We start from the raw sequence: 23,723 nt of genomic DNA on the forward strand, positions 1-23,723 counted from the left end.
AGCCCGACGTTTTTGTGATTCAACCGTGCCGCCCGACGAGGCCATGCGTAGGTCGGTGGTCGAAGACCCCGACGTTTGGTTGATTTGTCCTTGTCACCTGGACAGGGGCATGAGCTTGTGCGGGCAGATGTCGGACTCTTCGAGTGCCGACCTACGAGTGCCTACCTACGAGTGCCGACCTACGAGGACCGATATTGTTTTTCCAAGGCAATGTGGTCATCAACCGTGCGTGCTTGGGTGCTGGTTCACCCAGTCACGCAACGTGTCATTCACCCTGGTTTGCCAGCCACGGCCAGTGGCTTTGAGGGCGGCCAGCACATCGGCATCCAAGCGGATCGTGGTCGGAACTTTGAGGGGTTTGTTTTTCGGGCCTCGCATGCGTTGCGCGCACAAGGCGGCGTACACCTCGGGAGAGAAAAATTTGGCGGCTGGCAAGGCGCGGGCGAAATCTTCCGGAGTCCACTCGGGGTTGTCTGCGTCTGCGGCCATGCCCGCGTTGATTTGTGCGTCTTCCTCTGCAGTCGGTAATTGGATGCTGCGGCCGGATTTAGTTCGTATTTGCATAGCGTTTAACCTCCTTGATGTTTGCCTTGCGCAAGCTGATGATGCGCACCGACGTCTCACGCAAAGTGAATATCAGCACATAAAGACGTGCATCGATCAAGCCCATGGCTGAAAAACGCGTCTCACCGTAGCGCAGTCGATCATCCACAACGATCAAGGCCGTCTCCCACTCAAAGTCCTTGGCCAGATCGAACCACACGCCGTGCTTGGCAACGTTGGCCGCCAGCTTTTTGGGATCGTGGGTCACGCGCATAGGTCTTAGTGTATTGACAATGTTGAATAAATTCAATTCATTGTGCATACGTTAAAGCTTGTTCGGGCAGATGTCGGACTCTTCGAGTGCCGACCTACGAGGTGGTGGTGATTCGTTGGTGGTGGGAGAACGCGACGTGGGTTGGTTCAGCGCGATAGCGATTGAGCGGGCGCAGGTTCCATGCGTAGGTCGGTGGTCGGAGACCCCGACGTTTGGGTGATTTGTCCTTGCCGCCTGGACATGAGATTGTGGTTGTGCGGGCAGATGTCGGACTCTTCGAGTGCCGACCTACGAGGTGGTGGTGATTTTTCCTTGGTGGTGGGTGAACGCGACGTTTGCGGGTTTACCCGTGTCGGCTGGACAAGGGCATTCGCTTGTTCGGGCAGATGTCGGACTCTTCGAGTGCCGACCTACGAGGTGGTGGTCATTCGTTGTTGGTGGGAGAGGCCGACGTTTTGGTGATTCAACCGTGCCGCCCGACGAGGCCACGCGTAGGTCGGTGGTCGGAGACCCCGACGTTTGGGTGATTTACCCGTGTCGCCTGGACATGGGCATGTGCTTGTTCGGGCAGATGTCGGACTCTTCGAGTGCCGACCTACGAGGTGGTGGTGATTTTTCCTTGGTGGTGGGAGAACGCGACGTTTGCGGGTTTACCCGTGTCGCCTGGACATGGGCATGTGCTTGTTCGGGCAGATGTCGGACTCTTTGAGTGCCGACCTACGAGGTGGTGGTGATTTTTCCGTGGCGGTGGGTGAACGCGACGTTTGCGGGTTTACCCGTGTCGGCTGGACAAGGGCATTCGCTTGTTCTGGCAGATGTCGGACTCTTCGAGTGCCGACCTACGGGTTGCTGGTTTGATCAGAGTTGTGGGTTTCTGAGGCCATTACAAATCAATACATATTAAAGTGTTAAGAATTGTTGGTTTCAGGTTTTTTATTGAATCAATAAGGTAACATTCGTTCATCTTTGAAAAACCTTTTTTGAATACAAAAGATGAACTTCAATCCTTTGGTTTCATTTAATTTGGCGGGCCTGGTTCAGCGGGTGTGGGCGCAGCTTGGGCGTGTGGCTGGGGCGGTGCAGCGGTTTGCGTTGGTGCGGTGGCGGGTGGCGCGGATTTGTTGGCGTGATTTTGGCAAGGCATGGTCCAAATCTTCGGCGCAGGATGATGCGGATACGGCGTATTTGGGGGGTTGGTGGTGGCAGTCGCCCGAGTCGCAGCGCACCACGGTGCGGCGGCGGGCGGGGGTTTGAGCGGGGTTGGGTGACACGGGGTGTTGCGTATGGGTTTGTTCGCCGGGGCCGATGGGTGGACCGATCGGGGGGCCAATGACAACAGCGCCACGAAGGGCGCTGTTGGGTTGCGGGCGGGTGTCGGACTCTTCGAGTGCCGACCTACGAGGGGGATGACGCCTTTTCGTAGGTCGGTGGTCGTAGACGCCGACGTGGGGTTTGGGGACCATGTCGGACTCTTCGAGTGCCGACCGACGAGGGGCCGACCGACGGAAGAACGACCCACCATGGGCCGACCCACGAGGGGCCGACCCACGGGTTGCGGTTTACACCTGCGAGACCACGACCAGGTCGTCGACCAGGAGCTGGGCGGCGGAGGTGTTGTGGTTGTAGGCGGTGTAGCTGTCACTGCCTGCGACGACTTTGGTGGCAGAAGCCGTCCAGTTGGTCAGGTCGCTCAGGACCAGCTTGTCGCCGGCATCGCCGTCCACCATCAACTGGTTCCTGGCCACCTGGGCGGACAGGCCGCTGGTGGTGTTGGACGCGTTGAAGACGTTGGAGCTGTTGGCGTGTTCCAGCATGTCGGTCAGGCTGAGCTTGAGGGTGTTGTTGCCCGTGCCCGTCAAGTCAATCTTCTCGATGTTGCGCAAAGCTTCGCCCTTGGCGGTGCTCAGGTCCATCACGATGGCGCTGCCGTCGAGCTTGACCGTGTCGATGCCGGTGCCGCCGTCGATGCGGGCAATGTTTTGCGCAGTGCCTGCGTCGTCCAGCTTGGCCACGTTGTCGGCGTTGAGCACGAAGGTGTCGTTGCCTCGGCCGCCGTACAGCACGTCGGCGCCGCCGCCACCGGTCAGGGTGTCGTTGCCGTCTGCGCCCACCAGCTGGTTGTTGCCCGTGGTGCCGGTCAAGGTGTCGGCGCCGGTGGTGCCGATCTTGTCGTCCACGCCAAAGACGCTGCTGGTGACCTCGGACATGCCGCCAAAGACCACATACACACGGCCCACGTCGGTGCCGCCGATGTCCGACAAGACCGAGCCCAACATGATGTCGGAGAAGCCGTCGCCGTTGAAGTCGCCAAAGCCCAGCGGCTCAAAGTGCGCGTTGACGCCGCTCGTGACTGTGGTGATGCCAGCGACACCCGAATTACCCAGGGCCTCGCTCGCGCAGCCGCCGTTGATGACAAAGCCTTGCTGCTTGGTGCTCAAGTCAGACACCTGCACGATGGTGGTGTCGGTGCGGCCATAAATCACATAGACCGAACCCGCACCTGTACCGACTGCGCTGTCGGCCGCAGAAGCCGCCACCAGGATGTCGGACAAGCCGTCGCCGTTCACGTCGCCAGCGCCGTAGACCGTCATGCCCAGCTGGCCGCTGGCTTCCATGCCCGCGATACCAAAGCCGCCCACACCCACGGTGGTGGCCGCCTGGGCCACAGAAACGTCGGTTGGCATGATGCTGGAAGCCTGCACCGTGACGCCACCGCTCTTGCCAAACACCACAAAGGCCTGGCCCGCGCTGGTCAAGCCGTTGGCGTTGTTGTTGTAGCTGCCAATGACCAGATCGTCCAGGCCGTCACCGTTGACGTCGCCTGCGCCTGCAGCCGAGTAACCAAAAAATCCGAAACCGCTGGCGCCGTAGATGCTGAAGCCTTCGGTGCTGGCGCCTGTTTGCAAGGCGCTGACCTTGACGATGGTGTTGTTGCTGCTCTTGCCGTAAATCACATACGCCGCGCCGTTGTCGGTGCCGCCGTTCACGTCGTTCCCCGGAGCGGTGACCAGGATATCGGCCAGGCCGTCACCGTTGACGTCGCCTGCAAAGTCCGATTGCCAGCCCAAGGTGAGTTGCGTGGTGGCGTTGAGGTTGACGATGGCAAAGCCGCCGGTGCCCACAAAGTTGCTGGTCGCTTGCACCGACACCGCTGGGGCGATCTGGCTCAGGTCCACCGCGTTGGCGCTGGACTTGCCGTACACCACATAGGTCACACCGCCCATGTCGGCCGTGGGCGAGTTGGCATAGGCCGTGCTCACGATCAGATCGTCGAGACCGTCGCCGTTGACGTCGCCGCCCCCCGAGACCGAATGCGAGCTGTGGTCCGCAGTGCAATGCCCGTTGATGACAAAGCCCACGGCGTTGGCCGGGTTGGCGCTGGCCACCACGTTCATGCTCGACAACTCGATGTTGGTGCCTGAGGTTTTGCCAAAGATCACAAAGCTGCGGCCCGCACCGGTTTGGGTGCCAATCGTTGTGTTTTGGGCGTTGATGATCATGTCGCCCAGGCCGTCACCGTTGACGTCGCCGGCCTTGGCCACCACGCTGCCCGCATAGGTGTTGGTCAACACCGAGTTGATGCCAAAGCCGTTGGTGCTGGTACCGCTGGCAATTTGGCTCAGGCTCACACTGGTCAGCGCGCTGCGGCCAAACACCACATAGCCTTGGCCTGCGTTGGTGATGGCGCCCTGGTCGGCATAAGAGGCGCCAATCATCATGTCTTCGTAGCCGTCGCCGTTGATGTCGCCAATGCCTGCCACCGAGCCGGTGTTGGTCTCAAAGCCGTTGATGGCGATGCCGTACTTTCCGGTGGACGTGGTGTTGGGCGTGCTGCCGCCGGTCATGAAGAAGCCTTCAATCTCGAACTGCGAGTTCACCGCCACGGGGGTGGACATGGCCGACAAGCTGCCGTCGCTCCACTCGATCTGGGTGCTCACGTTCACGTTGCCGGTCGGCTGGCTGCTGATCACGTCTGCGCTCACATTGACCAGCACTTTGCCTGCATCCAGGTCGGCCTGTGTCAGCACCTTGACCACATCGGCCGTGCCCCAGAACACATGCACCTTGTCGCCCACCTTGGGTACCAGTTCAGCGCGCAAGGTGTTCAAGTTGGGAAGGTTCACCGTGACATTGGTGCCGCCGTTGATGACCTCATGGGTGAACAGCGCGTTGTCCACCGTGGTGCTGACCAAGCCGGTGGTCTGGCTGGTCCAGAACTTGGCTTCGGGAATACCGCTCAGGTCGCTGGCGGCACCCGCGCCGGTCTGGCTGTAAGCCGTGGCGTTGATGGTGGCCGCTCCGGGGTTGAAGTCCATGAAGATCGGGTAGTCGGCCGACTGGGCCAGCACCGCCGCCCCTGCCGCACCACTTTCCAGCAAGGTGGTGTGTGAACCCACATAGCCCTGGTAGTCCTTGGCACCCACGGTGGCCGAGATCGCATCCATCTCGGCCGTGGTCATGAAGACTTCCACATAGCCTGCGGTCAGGTCAGCGGCCGTGAGCACCACGGGGGCAAAGTCTTTGCCACCCATGCTGTAGGCCACGGCGTTGCCTGCCACCGCACCGGTGCCGGTCAGCTCCAGGCGCACCTTGACGCCGCCGTCCGAGGTCTTTTCACTGGTCGAGATGCCGCGTGCCATCTCGCCTGCAGCCAGGTTCAGGGTGGGGGCAAAGCGCAAGCTCACATCGCTGTCCACCAGCACCTGCTCGGTGCTCAGCACATTGCGCAGCACGCGGAAGGTGTTGCCGCTGTTTTGCACGGTGCCGGCCAGGTACCAGTTGCCGTCCACACGGGCGGCGTCGGTGCTGCCGCCTTCAATCAAGACCTGTCGGCCGGTGTTGACCGCGCCCCAGCCTGCCGTGCTGGTGGCCGCCGCGTTGGTGGCTGCCGTCCAGCCGGTGAAGCCGGTGTTGGTGTTGAACACGTTGGCATTGCCCAGCTGGCGGGTGTCGAACTCGTCGATGGTCACCGTGTTGGACTTGTTGTTCAGGTCGATGCGTTCCACGCCCGCGATCACGCCTTGCAACGCCCGGGTGAAGTCCATGGTGATGGCCGTGCCGTCAAAGCGCACAGTGTCGACGCCGGTGCCGCCGTCCACACGCGCCAGCGTGCTGCCCGCTGCCAGGCCACCGGTGGGCACCAGCAGGTTGGCCAGGTTGTCGCCATTGAGCATGAACACGTCATTGCCCTGGCCGCCATACAAGACGTCAGCGCCGCCATTGCCCACCAAGGTGTCGTTGCCCAGACCGCCGACCATGTTGTTGGCGCCCGCGGTGCCGGTCAGCGTGTCGTTGGCTGCGGTGCCGATGGCGTCGCCGTTTTCCAGGTCAAACGAGTTCATGGTGGCTTCACTCAGACCGCCATAGATGATGTAGACACGGCCCACGCCCGAGTCGGGTGCGCCGACCATGATGTCGCTGAAGCCGTCGCCGTTGAAGTCGCCATGGCCCAGCACCACATCTTTGTCGATATAGGATTCGGCAGCGCCGCTGTTGCCCATGCCAAAGCTGGCACAGTTGCCGTTGATCACAAAGGCGCGGCCGTCGTAGGCGGCTTCAGACAGGTTGATGACCGTGGTGTCGGTCTTGCCGTAGACCACATACAAGCTGCCCGAGGCACTGCCTGCAATGTCGCTGCCCGGTGCGGCCACCAACAGATCAGACAAACCGTCGCCGTTGATGTCGCCTGCCGAGTACACCGCATAACCTGCGCTGTCCGAGGCAGAAGCGCCCTGGATGGCAAAGCCGCCCGTGGCCTCAAAGGCGTTGCTGTCCACATCGGTACTGAGCGGGGTGATGTCGCTCAGGTAGATGGCTGCGCCATCGGCCTTGCCAAACACCACGCGGGCAATGCCGTTGTCGGTCCGGCCGTTGGCGTCGTTTTGGTACGAGCCAATGATCAGGTCGGCCAGGCCGTCACCGTTGACGTCGCCTGCGGCGGCCACGCTGTAGCCGGTCTTGACCTGGTCGCCATAGATGACAAAACCTTCGGTGCTGGTGCCCACGCGCAAGCTGGAGACCTGCACCGCCTGGCTGCCGGTTTTGCCAAACACCACATACGAGGTGCCAAAGTCGGTGCCCGAGGTGTTTTCCAGGTAAGCGCTGATCAGCATGTCATCGAGGCCGTCGCCGTTGACGTCGCCCACAAATTGGCTGCTGTAGCCAAAACGGGAGGTGGCCTCGGTGCCGTTCATGAGCACAAAACCGCCGGTGCCCACAAAGCTGGGGGTGGCCAGCGAAATGTTGGGCGGCGTCATGGCCGACATGTACACGGCTTTGCCGTCGGTCTTGCCGTAGACCACATAACTCAAACCCGCGTCGGTGGCCATCAGATCGCTCATGGGCACGCTGATCAAGATGTCGTCCAGGCCGTCGCCGTTGACGTCGGCACCGCTCGAAATGCTCATGCCCGCATAGTCCTGCACGACCGCGCCAAAAATCGCAAAACCGTCGGTGTTGTTGAGGGCATCAGCCCGGTCCACGTTGGCAATGGTGGACAGGTTGAACGCCGCATTGCCCGTGCGGCCAAACACCACATAGGTGCGGCCCACATCATTGGGGTTGTCTTTCAGGTAGTCGGCACCCATGCTCGAGACGATGAAGTCGCCCAGGCCGTCGCCGTTGATGTCACCCCCTGGGGCCACGTGAGCGAAGTAGTCGTTGCGCTGGTAAACCGTGCCGCTGTCGGTTTCACCCGATCCGACGGAGGTGATCTTGAAACCCGGCACGCTGGTGCCCACGCTGGACAGGGTGATCGATTGCGGATTGCTGGAACCATAGACCAGATAACCCTCCCCCGCATTGTTCGAAGCGTCGGGGTAGCCGACGACCACGTCCTCGTAACCGTCGCCGTTGATGTCACCCACACCCGTGATGATGGCACCCGCGGTGCCAGCACCTGCAAAGGACACGCCATATTGCGCGGTGGGCAGGGCGTTGGCCGTGGTCACGCCGTTTTGCGTGAACCAGCCGTCGAGCTGGAACTTGTAGGTCACTTCCACCTCGGGTGCGGCAATCGAGAAGCTGCCGTTTTGCTCGATCTGGGCGCTGACCACCACCGGGCCTGGCGGCTGCAGGCGGATGATCTCAAAGGGCACCGTCACGTCGATGAATTTGGCCGTGAGGTCGGCCTGGGTGACCGTGGCCACCGCTTCACCGTCGCCAAAGTACACATGCACCTTGTCGCCCAGCAGCGTGGGCATCTTGGCGCCAGGCACACCGGCGGTGGGCAGCTGCACGCGCACCCTGGTGCCGCCGTTGATGACCTCGCTGGTGAAGATGGCGTTGTCCACCGTGGTGGTGATGACGCCGGTGGTCTCGTTCATGGCGAACTTGGCCTCGGGGATGCCGCTCAGGTCGGAGCTGCGGCCCAGGGCGGTGTCGGCCCAGGTCAAGGTGTTGATGGTCGGCTGGGTCGGACGGAAGTCTGCCAGGATCGGGTATTCCGATGAATCGGCCAGCACCGAGCCGGTGTCTGAGGCATACAGCGTGGTGTGCAGGTTGATGCGGCCCAGCGAATCGAGTTTGGCCGCAGCCGACTCAGCGGTGATGGTGGCCTCGGACACAAACACGGTGATGAAACCAGCTGCGATGTCGGCGGCTGTGAGCACCTGGCGGGTGCTGGTGGCGCTGGTGGTGTTCAGGTCAATTTGCGCGCTGCCCCAGCGGAAGTCCACCGCATTGCCCGCCACCGCACCGGTGCCCAGCAAGCTGAGCTTGACGGTGGTGCCGCCATCGGTGAGTTTTTCAGCGAATTCAATACCGCCTTCCATTTCGCCATAAGCCAGGTCGATGGTGGGTGCCATGTTCAAAGACACCTCGTTGTCCACCAGCACCTGCTGTTTGTTGTAGACGTTTTGCAGCACCTTGTAGATGGTGGTCACGTTGCTGACGACGGGGTCGCCGTTGGCATCCATCGTGGTCACGGCTTCGGTCTTTTGCACGGTACCGCTCAGGGCCCAGTCGCCGTCCACACGGGCGTGGTCGGTCAGCACGGTGCCGTCGTCCAGCGTGGTGGTGCCGCCTTCAATCAGCATCTGGCGGCCGGTGTTGACCGCGCCCCAGCCTGCGGGCGCACCGGTGGTGGTGCCGGTCCAGCCGGTGGTGGTGTTGAAGACGTTCGAAGAACCCATTTGGTTCACGTCTTTTTCATTGATGATGACCCGGTTGCCACCGCCGGCCAGGTCGATGCGCTCGACGCTGTCGATGACGGTGTCGCGCATGGTGCGCAGGTCCAGGGTGATGGCCTGGGTCGGGTCGTCCGAGTTGTCCAGGCGCAAGGTGTCTGTGCCGGTGCCGCCATTCATGCGCAGCACCTCTTGGGCGCCACCAGTTTTGCCGATCTGGGCCACGTTGTCGCGGTCGAGCACGAAGACGTCGTTGCCACGGCCGCCATACAGCACGTCGGCACCGCCTGCGCCCACCAGGGTGTCGTTGCCGTCACCGCCCACCAGCTGGTTGCTGCTGCCGTCGCCGGTCAGCAGGTCTGCATCGGCGGTGCCGATGGCGTCGCTGTTGTTGGGGTCAAACACCGCGTTGGTGGCTTCGCTCATGCCGCCAAAGACCACATAACTGCGGCCCTTGTCTGAACCCGAGGCATTGTCGGTGGCGCCTGCGTTGACCACGATGTCGTCAAAGCCATCGCCGTTGATGTCGCCAAAAGACAGCGGCGTTTGCTTGAGTGACTTGCTCAGGTAAGACCAATCGTCAGCGGTGCTGTTCATCAGGGCCTGCCCCGAAGCCAGCCAGTCGCTAGCGCACGCGCCATTGATGCGGAAACCGCCTTGCTTGTTGGCCAGCTCGCTCAGGTTGACGGTGTAGGTGCCAGTGCGGCCATACACCACAAACACACTGCCGGAATTGCTGCCGTTGCGGTCTGACAGTGGGGCCGCCACCAGCACATCGGCCAAGCCGTCGCCGTTGATGTCGCCTGCACCCGACACTGTCCAGCCTGCCCAATCTTGGGTTTTTTCACCTTGGATGGTGAAGCCGCCAACACCCATCTTGGCGCCCGAGTTCAAGTCGTTGGCCTTGGGTGCAATGTTGCTCAGGAACACCCGGGCACCGTCTGCCTTGCCAAAGACCACAGTGGCTCGGCCGTTGTTGGTCAGGCCGTTGGAGTCGTTGTACATGCTGCCCAGGATCAGGTCGCCATAGCCGTCGCCGTTGACGTCGCCTGCGGCGGCCACGCTGTAACCGGTCAGGTATTGGTCACCGTAGATGGCAAAGCCTGCGGTGCTGGTGCCGCTGGTGATGCTGGACAGGTACAGCGCTTTGGTGTCGGACTTGCCGAACACCACATAGGCCATGCCGTTGTTGCTGCCAGTGGTGTCGTTGCGGCCGTTGCCAATGATGAAGTCTTCCAGACCGTCGTTGTTGATGTCACCGGCGCTGGCAATTTGCCAGCCCTTCAGGGTCTGGCCCGCCACTTTTTCAGCCATGATGGCAAAGCCGCCCGTGCCCACAAAGTCGGTGCGCTTGGAGCCGAAGCTGGGTGCCACGGACGAGACGTTGACCGCGTTGCCACTGGTCTTGCCGAAGATCACGTATTCGGTGCCCGCGTCGCTGTAGCCCGAATAGGGGTCAGCATAAGGCGCAGACACGATCAGGTCATCCAGGCCGTCGCCGTTGACGTCTCCGCCGCCGGTGACCGAAAGGCCCAAGTAGTCGTACTTGTTGCGTCCATTGATGACAAAACCTTGCACTGTGGCTGGTGACGAGGCGGCCACCATGGAGAAGGTCGACAACTCGATGTTGGTTGTGGTTTTGCGGCCAAAAATCACAAATGCCGAACCGGCATCGGCATTGCCGTTGGGATTGGCATAGGGTGCCGACACAATGAAGTCGGCCAGACCGTCACCGTTGACGTCACCGGCGCGCGATGTGTTGCCCAGTGCATAGGGGTCGTTGCTGAAGCCTTTGTGGCTCACTGCAAAGCCTTTGGCACCGCCCGCATCGAGTTCAGACAGGCTGATGGTCGCGCCGTCGGTGCGACCAAACACGACCCAGCCTTTGCCCTGGTTGGTGCCCGCCTGGGTGCCGCTCATGAACACGTCTTCGTAGCCGTCGCCGTTGATGTCGCCCACCACACTGACCGCGCCCACCTTGGTGTCGGCACCTTCGATGACAAAGCCGTAGACGGCGGTTTCTGGGGCGTTGGCGGTGGTGACACCGTTGAGGTTGAACCAGCCGTCGACCTCAAACTGGTAGTTGACCGTCAGTTCGCTGGACGGGGCCGAGATGGCGCGGCCACGCTGGATTTGCGCAAACACCGGCACATCGCCCGTGTTTTGCTGGCGAATCACGTCAAAGGGCACGACCACGTCGACATAGCCATTGGTGATGTCGGTGGCCGTGATTTCATACTCGTCGACCGCCGTGACGCCCCAGGTAACGAGCACCAGGTTGCCTTCTTTGGCCTCGAGCTCGGCGCCCTTGGCTTCTTGTGGCAACTGCACGCGCACCACGGTGCCGCTGCGGATGACTTCACTGGTGTAGAGCGTGTTGTCCACCGTGGTCTTGACGGCTCCGGTGGTTTCGTTGATGGCGTATTTGGCCTCGGCAATACCGTCGATGACGCTGGTGTTGCCAGGTTTGCCCGCCACATCCCAAGCAATGTTGCTGATGGTGGGAGTGCTCGGCGTCATGTCGATGCCGATCATGTTGTCGGCCGACTTGGCCAGCAAGGTCGCAGACGGCTGCTTGCTGGCCAACAGTTCGGTGCGCAATGGCAACTGATCCAGCGCATTGAGGTTGGCCATTTGCGCGCTGACCACCGATTTGGGCACCGCCACGACCAGCTTGCCGCTTTCGACGTTGCCTTTGGCGTCGATCACCAGGTCTTGAATGGTGTAGCCATTGCCGGTGAAGGTGCCAGAAGCTGCCAGCTCAAACGGTCCATAGACCTGGGTGCCAAAGTAGAACTTGACGGCGTTGTTGAGCACAGCGCCGGTCATGGCCAGGTCGATCTGGATGTCGATGGTCGAGGTGGGCAGGCCTGCGCGTTCGGCAGAGCTGATGGCCTGGTCGCCTTGCAGCACGCCGTAGTCCATGTTGACCGGTGGTGCCAGGAAGACGCGGCCTGCGGCGTTGACCAACACTTGCTGCTTGAGCACCATGTTCTGGATGACGCGGTAGGTGGTGCCGCTGTTTTCAACGGTGCCTGCAAAGAACCAGCGGCCATCGAGGCGCACGTTGTCGGTCTCTGCCGCGTCGATGAGGATCTGGCGGTTGTTGTTGATGTTGTCCCAACCGGCAGCCAGCGGGATGGCGCCTTTGACGGTGCCGTTGTAGTTGGTCCAGCCCGAGGTGGTGTTGTAGACGTTGGCGTTGCCCAGCTGGACCACGTCGGTCTCGTTGATGGTCAGGCTGTTGCCGCCCCGGATGTCGATGCGCTCGACGCTGTCGAGTGCCACGCCTTCCACCGTGCTCAGGTCCAGGGTCAGGCCCGTGCCGTCGAGCTTGAGGGTGTCCAGACCCGTGCCGCCGTTGATGCGGGTGATGGCCTGGCTGGTGCCCGAGGCACCGAGTTTGGCCAAGTTGTCGGCGTTGAGTACAAAGGTGTCGTTGCCACGGCCGCCGTACATGACGTCGGCACCGCCGCCACCGATCAGGGTGTCGTTGCCGTTGCCGCCCACCAGCTGGTTGTTGCCGGTGGTGCCTGTCAGGGTGTCGTTGCCTGCGGTGCCGATGGCGTCGCCTTCAGCCGCCTTGAACACGCCCACGGTGGCTTCGCACATGCCGCCGTAGATGACGTACATCTTGCCCATGTCTTTGCCGTTGACGTTGTCGGCAATGGTGGAGCCCATCAGCAGGTCGTCAAAACCGTCGCCGTTGATATCGCCATAGGACAAGGTGTTGGCGATTTCCCAGTACTTGACGTAAGTGCCGTTGTAGCCCAGGAAGTCGCCTGCGCATTCACCCCGAATGATGAAGCCGCTCTTGTGGATGTCGCACAGGTTGATCTGGGTGGTGTCGGTTTTGCCATAGACCACATAGACCGCGCCTGAGTCGGTGCCGATGGGGTTCAAGCGGTCGTCATAGGGTGCAGCCACCATCATGTCGGCCAGGCCGTCGCCGTTCAGGTCGCCTGCACCCCAGACGGCCATGCCGGCGTTGTCATTTGTCGATGCGCCCAACAAGGCAAAGCCACCCTGGCCTTGCATGGTGGCTGTCAGGTCGCCCTTGAGTGGGCCCAGATTGCTGGTCTGCACATTGCCGCCACCACTCTTGCCAAAAACAAGGTATGACTTGCCGATGTTGTCGTTGCCGTTCGAGTCGGCGCTGAAGGAGCCGACGATCAGGTCGTCGTAGCCGTCACCGTTGATATCGCCTGCGCTGGCCACGCTGACACCCACGTAGTTGCCCGAAGCGGCGCTAACGCCCAGGATTGCAAAGCCCTGCGTGCTGGTACCCGACGTGATCTTGTCGATGCGCAGAGCCGAGGTGTCGGTCTTGCCGTACACCACATAGGCAGCGCCGTTTTCGAGCAGCCCGTTGGACGTGGCGTCTGCCCTTGGCGCGCCGATGATCACGTCGTCCAGGCCGTCACCGTTGACGTCGCCTGCGCTGGCCACCGACCAGCCCTGGTAGTTGTTGCCGGATTTGGTGCTGCCCACAATGGCGTAGCCGCCGGTGCCCATGAAGGCGTCGATGCGCCCGGCGCTGTCATTGTTTTTCGGGGCGATGCTGCTCAACTCAAAGGCGGTGCCACTTGTTTTGCCAAAGACGACATAGGTTTTGCCGTTGTTGGTGGCGCCTTTGGTGTCGGCATAAGCGGCGCTGACGATCAGGTCGTCCAGGCCATCGCCGTTGATGTCGCCACCACCGCCCACGGCCACACCGGCAATGTCCGAGCTATATTGGGCGTTGATCGAGAAGCCCACGGTGCTGCTTTGCGCACCCGAGATGTTCATGTCGTTGAGGTTGACGGCTGCGGTGTTGGTCTTGCCGAAGATCACATAGGCTCGGCCTGCATTGTCCTTGCCCTTGAAGTGTTCGAGTGGGTCGCCCACCACGAAGTCGGCCAGGCCGTCGCCGTTGACGTCGCCCGCTGCTGCGGCCACGCCCAGACCATAAGGCGAGTCACCGCCCGCGATGCCGCTGCCGCTGGTGCCCAAGGGGTTGTTGACGACAAAGCCGCCCACGCCGTTTTCCACCGCTTGCAGGTTGATGGCGCCGGGGTTGGACGCCCCGAAAACCACCCAGCCACGGCCCTGGTCTTTGCCGCCGGTGTCGTCATAGGCTGCGCCGATGTACATGTCTTCGTAGCCGTCGCCGTTGACGTCGCCAATGGCCACGATGGTGCCCATGCGGCCGGCTGTGCCAGTGATGGCCACGCCGTAGGTGGGGTTGACCGGGGCGTTGCCGGTGCCTGCACCGGTTTCGAACCAGTTGTCGATTTCAAAGCGGTAGTCGATGGTGACCAGCGGGCTCACGGCAGAGCTGTAGTTGCCGCGCTGCAGCTGAGCCGACACGGTGATCAGGCCGGGCTCTTGGCTGCGGATGGTGTCAAAGCCGACCACAAAGTCCACATAGCCGTTGCTGATGTCAGCGGCTGTCAGGGTGTAGGTGGGGGTCTTGACGCTGCCCCAGTTGAGCAGCAGCTGGTCGCCAGACTGGGCCACGAGTTCGTCGCTGGTGCCGCTGGTGCCGGTGAAGTTGTAAGGCAGCTGCACACGCACCGGGGTGCCTGCGCGGATGACTTCCCAGGTGGCCAGGGTGTTGTCCAGCACGGTGGTGACCGAGCCGTCGTTGGGCTCGACCGCATAGACGGCTTCGGGCACCGCGCCCACATCGCCGCTGGCGGCGCTGGCCAGCGTGGGTGTCCAGGCCTTGGCGCCCACAGCAAACACCGGGGGTGTCATGGGGCGGGCGACGTTGGTCACGGCCACGTCGGTCAGGCTGGCGGCGTCGTTGCCTGCCGCGTCCTGGATGGCGGCCACGTCATCGGCGCTGGTGGCGTCGGTGTAGCTGAGCTTGACGGTCTGGCCGGTGAGGTTGGCGCCAGTGTCTCCAGTGCGGGGGCCGATGATTTGGTGGGTCAGGGTGAGGGTGACGGTCTTGTCGGCGTTGACGGTGACGGCGGTCACGGTGTTGGCCACGCCATCGACCAGCACCTTGAAGCCTGCGGCCAGCGGGGCCTTGGCCACGTCCAGCGCCTGGTCGTAGGTGAGGATCAGGCTGTAGCCATCTTGGCTGGTGGTGGCGCTCACAAAGGTGGGCGCGATGGTGTCGACGTTGGCCGTGGCCGCTGCCGAGACGCTGCCCACGGCGGTGGTGCCGTCGGCCTGGAACAGTTGCGCCGTGACATTCAAATTGCTGACTTCCTTGTTGGCCAAGGAGGCGGCAGGCACGGTGATGCTGGCGGTGCCCGCGCTCACGTCGGCGGCAGTCAGGGTGTAGCTGATGACTTCGGTGCCCCAGTTGAGCTTGAGCACCTGGCCCACTTGCGGGGCGCTGCCTGCGATGTTGACCACCACGGGCGAGCCGTTGAGCGATTCGCTTTGGTTGATCACGTTGGCAGAGTTGGCGGCCGACTCGGGGATGGACGAGATGGCCAGCGGCCCGGCGATGATGACTTCACCGGTGCTGATGTCGGTGCGAGCGACGCCCGAGGCGGTGGCCGTGACGTCGACGCTGTAGGTGGCGCCTGCGATCAAGGGTGTGCCAAAGGCGGTGTTGCCGTCCAGGCTCCAGGTGCCGTCGGTGCTGTTGTAGCTCAGACCCGCTGGCGAGCTGGTGCCGCCCACGGTGAGGACAAAGGTGCCTTTGTTGCCGCCGTTGCTGTCTTTGACGGTGACGCTCAGGGTGTCGCCGTTGGCCAGCATCAAGGGGGTGCCGGGGTTGTTCGGGTCGATCTTCTTGGCCGCACCGGTGATGGTGGGCGTGAGGTCGCTGGTGACCTGGTTATTCACGGTGGGCACATCAGCCGGGGCGATGTTGACGTCGAGCTTGTTGTTGGTGTCGGGCGTGGCGGCCACACCGGCCACGCTGCTGACGCTGGCGCTCACGGGGTAGCTGGCGCCGTGGTTGAGCAGCTTGGCGTCGGCTTCGGGCACGGTGAAGGACCAGCTGCCGTCGGCTGTCACGGTGATGTCGCTGTAGGACTTGCCGTTGAGCGTGACGGTGACTTTCTGGCCGACCGCAAAGGTGCTGGTGCCCGAGATGACGGGCAGCGTGGCCACGCTGGTGGCGGGCACATAGGCACCGTTGGCGTCGTAGGTGCCTGCACCGCGTTCGGCGGCGTTGAACAGACCGGCCAGGGCGGTGCTGTCGTTGACGGCGTCACCGGCGATGCTGGTGATGGCAATCGTGGGCTTGTCGGTGTTGACGTTGATGTTCTTGACCGGGCTGGCGTCGCTGATGTTGCCTGCGATGTCTTCGAGCTGGATGCTCACGGTGTGCGGGCCGCTGGTCAAAGGCGTGACCGGGGTGACGGTGCCGGTGACCGGGTCGTAAGTGGAGGCCACGGCCACACCGTCGACCAGCATGACGACTTTGGCCACGCCGTTGGCGTCGGGCAAGCCGGTGCCTGCGGGCAGCACGTTCAGGCTGAAGCTGGGGGTGGTGTCGCTGGTCACGCCGTCGGTCTGGCTGCTGCCCAGGTCGGAATCGGCCGTCATGGTGGGCGCTGTCGGTGTGCCGGGCTTGACGATGTCAATGACCACATCGAGTGCGGGGCTGGCCGCGCTTTCGGCACCGGTGCTGGTGACGTAGCTGTAGGTGATGACGTGTTTGCCATCGGACACAGCGGCGGTAGGCGTGATGCTGCCGGTGGCCGCATCGTAGGTGGCCGCAGTCTTGACGCCGTCGATATACAGGAAGACGTTGGCCACCGTGGACGGCATGGCCGTGGCACCGGTGGGCAGCACGCTGAAGGTGGGCGTGTTGTCGTAGGTGTTGTCGTCGCTGGTGCTGACACCGGCAGAGTCGCTGGCGGTGGCCAGGTCTGGCGGGTTCAAAGGCGCGGCAGGGGCCGAGCTGTCGACGACCACGGTGACGATGGCGCTTGGGGCGCTGATGTTGCCGGCCAGGTCCACAAAGGCGTAGCTCAGTTCCACCGAGCCGTTGGGCAGCGGGCTGTTGGGCGTCAGGGTGCGGTTGACAGCGTCGTAGGTGGCCGCGATCTTCACGCCGTTGGCGTACAGGATGACGCCGGTGACGCCTGCCGGGAAGGCGGCGATGTCCAGCGTGGGTGTGGTGTCGCTGGTGATGCCGTCACCCAAGGTGCCGGTGTCGCTGGCCGCGTTGAGTGTGGGCAGCGCAGGCTGGGCCGGGGCGATGGTGTCGATGGTGACGGGCAGCTCGGGGCTTTGGGCACCGATCAGGCCTTTGGCATCCTCATAGGCGTAGGTGATTTTGGCCACGGCATTGGGCAACGGCGTGGTGGGCGTGAGCGTGTTGGTGGCGGCGTCGTAGGTGGCTGCCACTTTGACGCCGTCCACATACAGCACCGCTTTGACCGAGCCTGCGGGCAGCGCAGCCAGGGTGAAGGTGGGCGTGGTGTCGTTGGTGTAGTCGTCGGTGGCGAAGTCGCCGCTGTCGCTGGCCGCCACCAAATCGGGCGGGGTCAGCGGTGCAGCGGGTGGCGTGGGGGCCTTGATGGTCAGCTCGGTGCTGGTGGCGTCGGTGCTGGCGTTGCCTGAGGCGTCGGTGACCACAGCCGTGACCGAGTAGGTCTGGCCGTCCACCAGTGCTGCCAGGGTGCCCGAGACGGGAACAGCCGCACCAGAGCCGTTGAGCTGCAGCGTCCACTGGCCTGAGTTGTCGGGCTTGACTTCGTAGGTGGCGCCGTTGACGGTGACGGTCATGACCTCACCGGGTGGCAGCGCCTTGGTGCCTGCAGAGCCTGTCAGGATGATGGTCGCGCTGGCTTCGGTGACTTGGCTGACCACCGTGGGCAGGTCTGGCGCTGTGGTGTCAATCGTCACAGGCAGCGGCGCGGGCACGCTGGTCTGGCCTGTGGGGTTGGTCTGCGTCATCGAGTAGTTGTTCAGGCCTTCAGGCTGGTCGGTCGTGGGCGTGACGCTCCACTTGCCTGATGCGTCGACCACGGCGGTGCCCACCACTTCACCCGCTGGGTTCTTGATGGTGATGGTGTGGCCGGGGGTGCCGGTGCCGCTGAGTGTGGGGGTCTTGTCGCTGGTGGTGCTGTCGCCTTTGACGCCCGAATCGCTGGTCGGGTCGAGCACGCCGGTGGGCGCTGCGGGTGCAGGCGGTGTGGCGGCGTTGATGGTCAGCTCGGTGCTGGTGGCGTCGGTGCTGGCGTTGCCAGCGGCGTCGGTGACCACAGCGGTGACCGAGTAGGTTTGGCCGTCGACCAATGCACCCAGGGTGCCGGATGCGGGTGTGGCCGCGCCGGTGCCCGCAATCGGCAGGGTCCAGTTGCCAGAGGCGTCCGGCGTGACGTTGTAAGTGGCCCCGTTGACGGTGACCACCAGGGTTTCGCCAGCGGCAAGCGTTGCAGCGCCGATGGTGCCGGTCAGCACCACGGTTGCTGCGCTGGTGGTTTGGCTGACCACGGTGGGCACAGCTGGCGGTGTGCTGTCGATGGTGACAGGCAACGGTGCAGGCACGCTGGTCTGGCCTGTGGGGTTGGTCTGCGTCATCGAGTAGTTGTTCAGGCCTTCAGGCTGGTCGGTCGTGGGCGTGACGCTCCACTTGCCTGATGCGTCGACCACGGCGGTGCCCACCACTTCACCCGCTGGGTTCTTGATGGTGATGGTGTTGCCGGGGGTGCCGGTGCCGCTGAGCGTGGGGGTCTTGTCGCTGGTGGTGCTGTCGCCTTTGACGCCCGAATCGCTGGTCGGGTCGAGCACGCCCGTGGGCGCTGCGGGTGCAGGCGGTGTGGCGGCGTTGATGGTCAGCTCGGTGCTGGTGGCGTCGGTGCTGGCGTTGCCTGAGGCGTCGGTGACCACGGCTGTGACGGAGTAAGTCTGGCCGTCAACCAATGCACCCAAGGTGCCGGATGCGGGTGTGGCCGCGCCGGTGCCCGCAATCGGCAGGGTCCAGTTGCCAGAGGCGTCCGGCGTGACGTTGTAAGTGGCCCCGTTGACGGTGACCACCAGGGTTTCGCCAGCGGCAAGCGTTGCAGCGCCGATGGTGCCGGTCAGCACCACGGTTGCTGCGCTGGTGGTTTGGCTGACCACGGTGGGCACAGCTGGCGGTGTGCTGTCGATGGTCACAGGCAACGGTGCAGGCACGCTGGTCTGGCCTGTGGGGTTGGTCTGCGTCATCGAGTAGTTGTTCAGGCCTTCAGGCTGGTCGGTCGTGGGCGTGACGCTCCACTTGCCTGATGCGTCGACCAAGGCGGTGCCCACCACCTCACCCGCTGGGTTCTTGATGGTGATGGTGTGGCCGGGGGTGCCGGTGCCGCTCAGTGTGGGGGTCTTGTCGCTGGTGGTGCTGTCGCCTTTGACGCCCGAATCGCTGGTCGGGTCGAGCACGCCGGTGGGCGCTGCGGGTGCAGGCGGTGTGGCGGCGTTGATGGTCAGCTCGGTGCTGGTGGCGTCGGTGCTGGCGTTGCCTGAGGCGTCGGTGACCACAGCAGTGACGGAGTATTTCTGGCCGTCCACCAGTGCCGCCAAGGTGCCGGATGCGGGTGTGACCGCGCCTGCGCCTGTGATGGGCAGGCTCCAGTTGCCGGTGGCGTCAGGTGTGACGTTGTAGGTCGCCCCGTTGACGGTGACCACCAGGGTTTCGCCAGCGGCAAGCGTTGCAGCGCCGATGGTGCCGGTCAGCACCACCGTGGTGGCGTTGCTGGTCTGGCTGACCACGGTGGGCACAGCAGGCGGTGTGCTGTCGATGGTCACAGGCAAGGGCGCGGGCACGCTGGTCTGGCCTGTGGGGTTGGTCTGCGTCATCGAGTAGTTGTTCAGGCCTTCAGGCTGGTCGGTCGTGGGCGTGATGCTCCACTTGCCAGCCGCGTCGACCACGGCGGTGCCCACCACCTCACCCGCTGGGTTCTTGATGGTGATGGTGTTGCCGGGGGTGCCGGTGCCGCTCAGTGTGGGGGTCTTGTCGCTGGTGGTGCTGTCGCCTTTGACGCCCGAATCGCTGGTCGGGTCGAGCACGCCGGTGGGCGCTGCGGGTGCAGGTGGCGTGGCGGCGTTGATGGTCAGCTCGGTGCTGGTGGCGTCGGTGCTGGCGTTGCCAGCGGCGTCGGTGACCACAGCGGTGACCGAGTAGGTTTGGCCGTCGACCAATGCACCCAGGGTGCCGGATGCGGGTGTGGCCGCGCCGGTACCGGCAATCGGCAGGGTCCAGTTGCCAGAGGCGTCCGGCGTGACGTTGTAAGTGGCCCCGTTGACGGTGACCACCAGGGTTTCGCCAGCGGCAAGCGTTGCAGCGCCGATGGTGCCGGTCAGCACCACGGTTGCTGCGCTGGTGGTTTGGCTGACCACGGTGGGCACAGCAGGCGGTGTGCTGTCGATGGTCACAGGCAAGGGCGCGGGCACGCTGGTCTGGCCTGTGGGGTTGGTCTCCGTCATGCTGTAGTTGTTCAGGCCTTCAGGCTGGTCGGTCGTGGGCGTGACGCTCCACTTGCCTGATGCGTCGACCAAGGCGGTGCCCACCACCTCACCCGCTGGGTTCTTGATGGTGATGGTGTGGCCGGGGGTGCCGGTGCCGCTGAGCGTGGGGGTCTTGTCGCTGGTGGTGCTGTCGCCTTTGACGCCCGAATCGCTGGTGGGGTCGAGCACGCCGGTGGGCGCTGCGGGTGCAGGCGGTGTGGCGGCGTTGATGGTCAGCTCGGTGCTGGTGGCGTCGGTGCTGGCGTTGCCTGCGGCGTCGGTGACCACAGCAGTGACGGAGTATTTCTGACCGTCCACCAGTGCCGCCAAGGTGCCGGATGCGGGTGTGACCGCGCCGGTGCCCGCAATCGGCAGGGTCCAGTTGCCAGAGGCGTCCGGCGTGACGTTGTAAGTGGCACCGTTGACGGTGACCACCAGGGTTTCGCCAGCGGCAAGCGTTGCAGCGCCGATGGTGCCGGTCAGCACCACGGTTGCTGCGCTGGTGGTTTGGCTGACCACGGTGGGCACAGCAGGCGGTGTGCTGTCAATCGTCACAGGCAAGGGCGCGGGCACGCTGGTCTGGCCTGTGGGGTTGGTCTGCGTCATCGAGTAGTTGTTCAGGCCTTCTGGCTGGTCGGTCGTGGGCGTGATGCTCCACTTGCCAGCCGCGTCGACCAAGGCGGTGCCCACCACCTCACCCGCTGGGTTCTTGATGGTGATGGTGTGGCCGGGGGTGCCGGTGCCGCTGAGCGTGGGCGTCTTGTCGCTGGTGGTGCTGTCGCCTTTGACGCCCGAATCGCTGGTCGGGTCGAGCACGCCGGTGGGCGCTGCGGGTGCAGGCGGTGTGGCGGCGTTGATGGTCAGCTCGGTGCTGGTGGCGTCGGTGCTGGCGTTGCCGGAGGCGTCGGTGACCACGGCAGTGACGGAGTATTTCTGGCCGTCCACCAGTGCCGCCAAGGTGCCGGATGCGGGTGTGACCGCGCCTGCGCCTGTGATGGGCAGGCTCCAGTTGCCGGTGGCGTCAGGTGTGACGTTGTAGGTCGCGCCGTTGACGGTGACGACCAATTTTTCGCCAGCGGCCAAGGCGGTGGTCCCAATGGTGCCGGTGAGCACCACAGCCGCTGCGCTGGTGGTTTGACTGACCACGGTGGGCACTGCAGGGGCTGTGGTGTCGATGGTGACAGGCAGCGGCGTGGATGGGCTGACCTGGCCTGTGGGGTTGGTTTCCGTGATGCCGAGGTTGGTCTGACCTTCGGGCAACGCGGTGGTGGGTGTGATGCTCCACGAACCGTCGGGGTCAACCACGGCAGAGCCAATCACATTGCCTTGCGGGTCGGTGATTTTGATGGTGTTGCCGGGCGTGCCGGTGCCGCTCAAGACAGGCTTGTTGACGTTGGTGGTGTTGTCGCCCTTGTTGCCGCTGTCGGTGACAGGGTCCACGATGCCCGTGGGCGCTGCGGGTGCAGGTGGCGTGGCGGCGTTGATGGTCAGCTCGGTGCTGGTGGCGTCGGTGCTGGCGTTGCCGGAGGCGTCGGTGACGACTGCGGTGACAGAGTATTTCTGGCCGTCAACCAAGGCTGCCAGGGTGCCCGAGACAGGCGCTGCGGCACCTGCACCGGTGATCGGCAGACTCCAGTTGCCGGTGGCATTGGGTGTGACGTTGTAGGTGGCCCCGTTGACGGTGACCACCAGGGTTTCGCCAGCGGCCAGAGTCGCGGCACCGATGGTGCCGGTGAGCACCACGGCTGCTGCGGTGGTGGTTTGGCTGACCACGGTGGGCACTGCAGGCGCTGTGGTGTCAATCGTCACGGGCAACGGTGCTGCGGGGCTGACGTTGCCGGACGGGTCGGTGGCCGTCATGGTGTAGTTGTTCAGGCCTTCAGGCTGGGCCGTGGTGGGTGTGATGTTCCACTTGCCTGCGGCGTCGACCACGGCGGTGCCGATCACCTCGCCCGCTGGGTTCTTGATGGTGATGGTGTCGCCGGGGGTGCCGGTGCCGCTCAGGGTGGGCGTGTTGTCGTTGGTGGTCTTGTCGCCCTTGACGCCGGAATCGCTGGTCGGGTCGAGCACGCCCTGTGGGGCCAGCGGAGCCGAGGTGTCGATGGTCACCGGCAGCGGTGCCGGTGGGCTGACGTTGCCAGACGGGTCGGTGGCGGTCATGACCAGGCTGTTGAGGCCTTCGGGCAGCGGTGTGGTGGGCGTGATGCTCCACTTGCCTCCGGCGTCGACCACGGCGGTGCCGATCACATTGCCCAGCGGGTCTTTGATGGTGATGGTGTCGCCGGGCGTGCCGGTGCCAATCAGGTTGGGCGTGTTGTCGTTGGTGGTCTTGTCACCCTTGACGCCGGAGTCGGTCAGGGGGTCCAGCTCGCCGGTAGGCGCAGACGGACCTGTGGTGTCAATCGTCACGGGCAGCGGTGCGGCCGGGCTGACGTTGCCGGACGGGTCGGTGGCCGTCATGGTGTAGTTGTTCAGGCCTTCAGGCTGGGGCGTGGTGGGCGTGATGTTCCACTTGCCACCCGCGTCGACCACGGCGGTGCCGATCACCTCGCCCGCTGGGTTCTTGATGGTGATGGTGTCGCCGGGGGTGCCGGTGCCGCTCAGGGTGGGCGTGTTGTCGTTGGTGGTCTTGTCGCCTTTGACGCCGGAGTCGCTGGTCGGGTCGAGCACGCCGGTGGGCGCTGACGGCGCTGTGGTGTCAATCGTCACAGGCAGCGGTGCCGGTGGGCTGACGTTGCCGGACGGGTCGGTGGCCGTCATGGTGTAGTTGTTGAGGCCTTCAGGCTGAGCCGTGGTGGGTGTGATGTTCCACTTGCCTGCGGCGTCGACCACGGCGGTGCCGATCACCTCGCCCGCTGGGTTCTTGATGGTGATGGTGTCGCCCGGTGTGCCGGTGCCGCTCAGGGTAGGCGTGTTGTCGTTGGTGGTCTTGTCGCCTTTGACGCCGGAATCGCTGGTCGGGTCGAGCACGCCCTGTGGGGCCAGCGGGGCTGAGGTGTCGATGGTCACTGGCAGCGGTGCCGGTGGGCTGACGTTGCCAGCCGGGTCGGTGGCGGTCATGACCAGGCTGTTGAGGCCTTCGGGCAGCGGTGTGCTGGGCGTGATGCTCCACTTGCCTCCGGCGTCGACCACGGCGGTGCCGATCACATTGCCCAGCGGGTCTTTGATGGTGATGGTGTCGCCGGGCGTGCCGGTGCCAATCAGGTTGGGCGTGTTGTCGTTGGTGGTCTTGTCACCCTTGACGCCGGAGTCGGTCAGGGGGTCCAGCTCGCCGGTAGGCGCAGACGGACCTGTGGTGTCAATCGTCACGGGCAGCGGTGCGGCCGGGCTGACGTTGCCGGACGGGTCGGTGGCCGTCATGGTGTAGTTGTTCAGGCCTTCAGGCTGGGGCGTGG

Annotated in this window: 4 protein-coding genes; all 4 read right to left on the bottom strand. The window is 63.9% G+C overall.

Annotated elements, in window-relative coordinates; all coding sequences use genetic code 11:
• Positions 1 to 219 precede the first annotated feature (219 nt).
• The 4 genes from H663_RS33295 to H663_RS41640 all read right to left on the bottom strand — a co-directional run bounded on the left by H663_RS33295 (position 220) and on the right by H663_RS41640 (position 23,688).
• Positions 220 to 564, bottom strand: a complete 345-nt coding sequence (locus H663_RS33295) for a BrnA antitoxin family protein (RefSeq protein WP_083451189.1) — start codon at positions 562 to 564, stop codon at positions 220 to 222.
• Entirely contained in the window at positions 548 to 865 is a 318-nt protein-coding gene (locus H663_RS33300) for a BrnT family toxin (protein ID WP_240620530.1), read from the bottom strand. The genes H663_RS33295 and H663_RS33300 overlap by 17 nt, the downstream gene beginning before the upstream one ends.
• 989 nt (positions 866 to 1,854) lie before the next feature.
• On the bottom strand, positions 1,855 to 2,280 hold the full coding sequence (locus H663_RS41340) for a hypothetical protein (protein WP_133240025.1): 426 nt from the start codon (positions 2,278 to 2,280) through the stop codon (positions 1,855 to 1,857).
• Positions 2,281 to 2,376: 96 nt separating this feature from the next.
• Entirely contained in the window at positions 2,377 to 23,688 is a 21,312-nt protein-coding gene (locus H663_RS41640; RefSeq protein ID WP_205872726.1) for an Ig-like domain-containing protein, read from the bottom strand.
• Between the last annotated feature and the right edge of the window lie 35 nt (positions 23,689 to 23,723).

Source organism: Limnohabitans planktonicus II-D5, assembly GCF_001270065.2.
In the GTDB taxonomy this organism is placed as follows: domain Bacteria; phylum Pseudomonadota; class Gammaproteobacteria; order Burkholderiales; family Burkholderiaceae_C; genus Limnohabitans_A; species Limnohabitans_A planktonicus.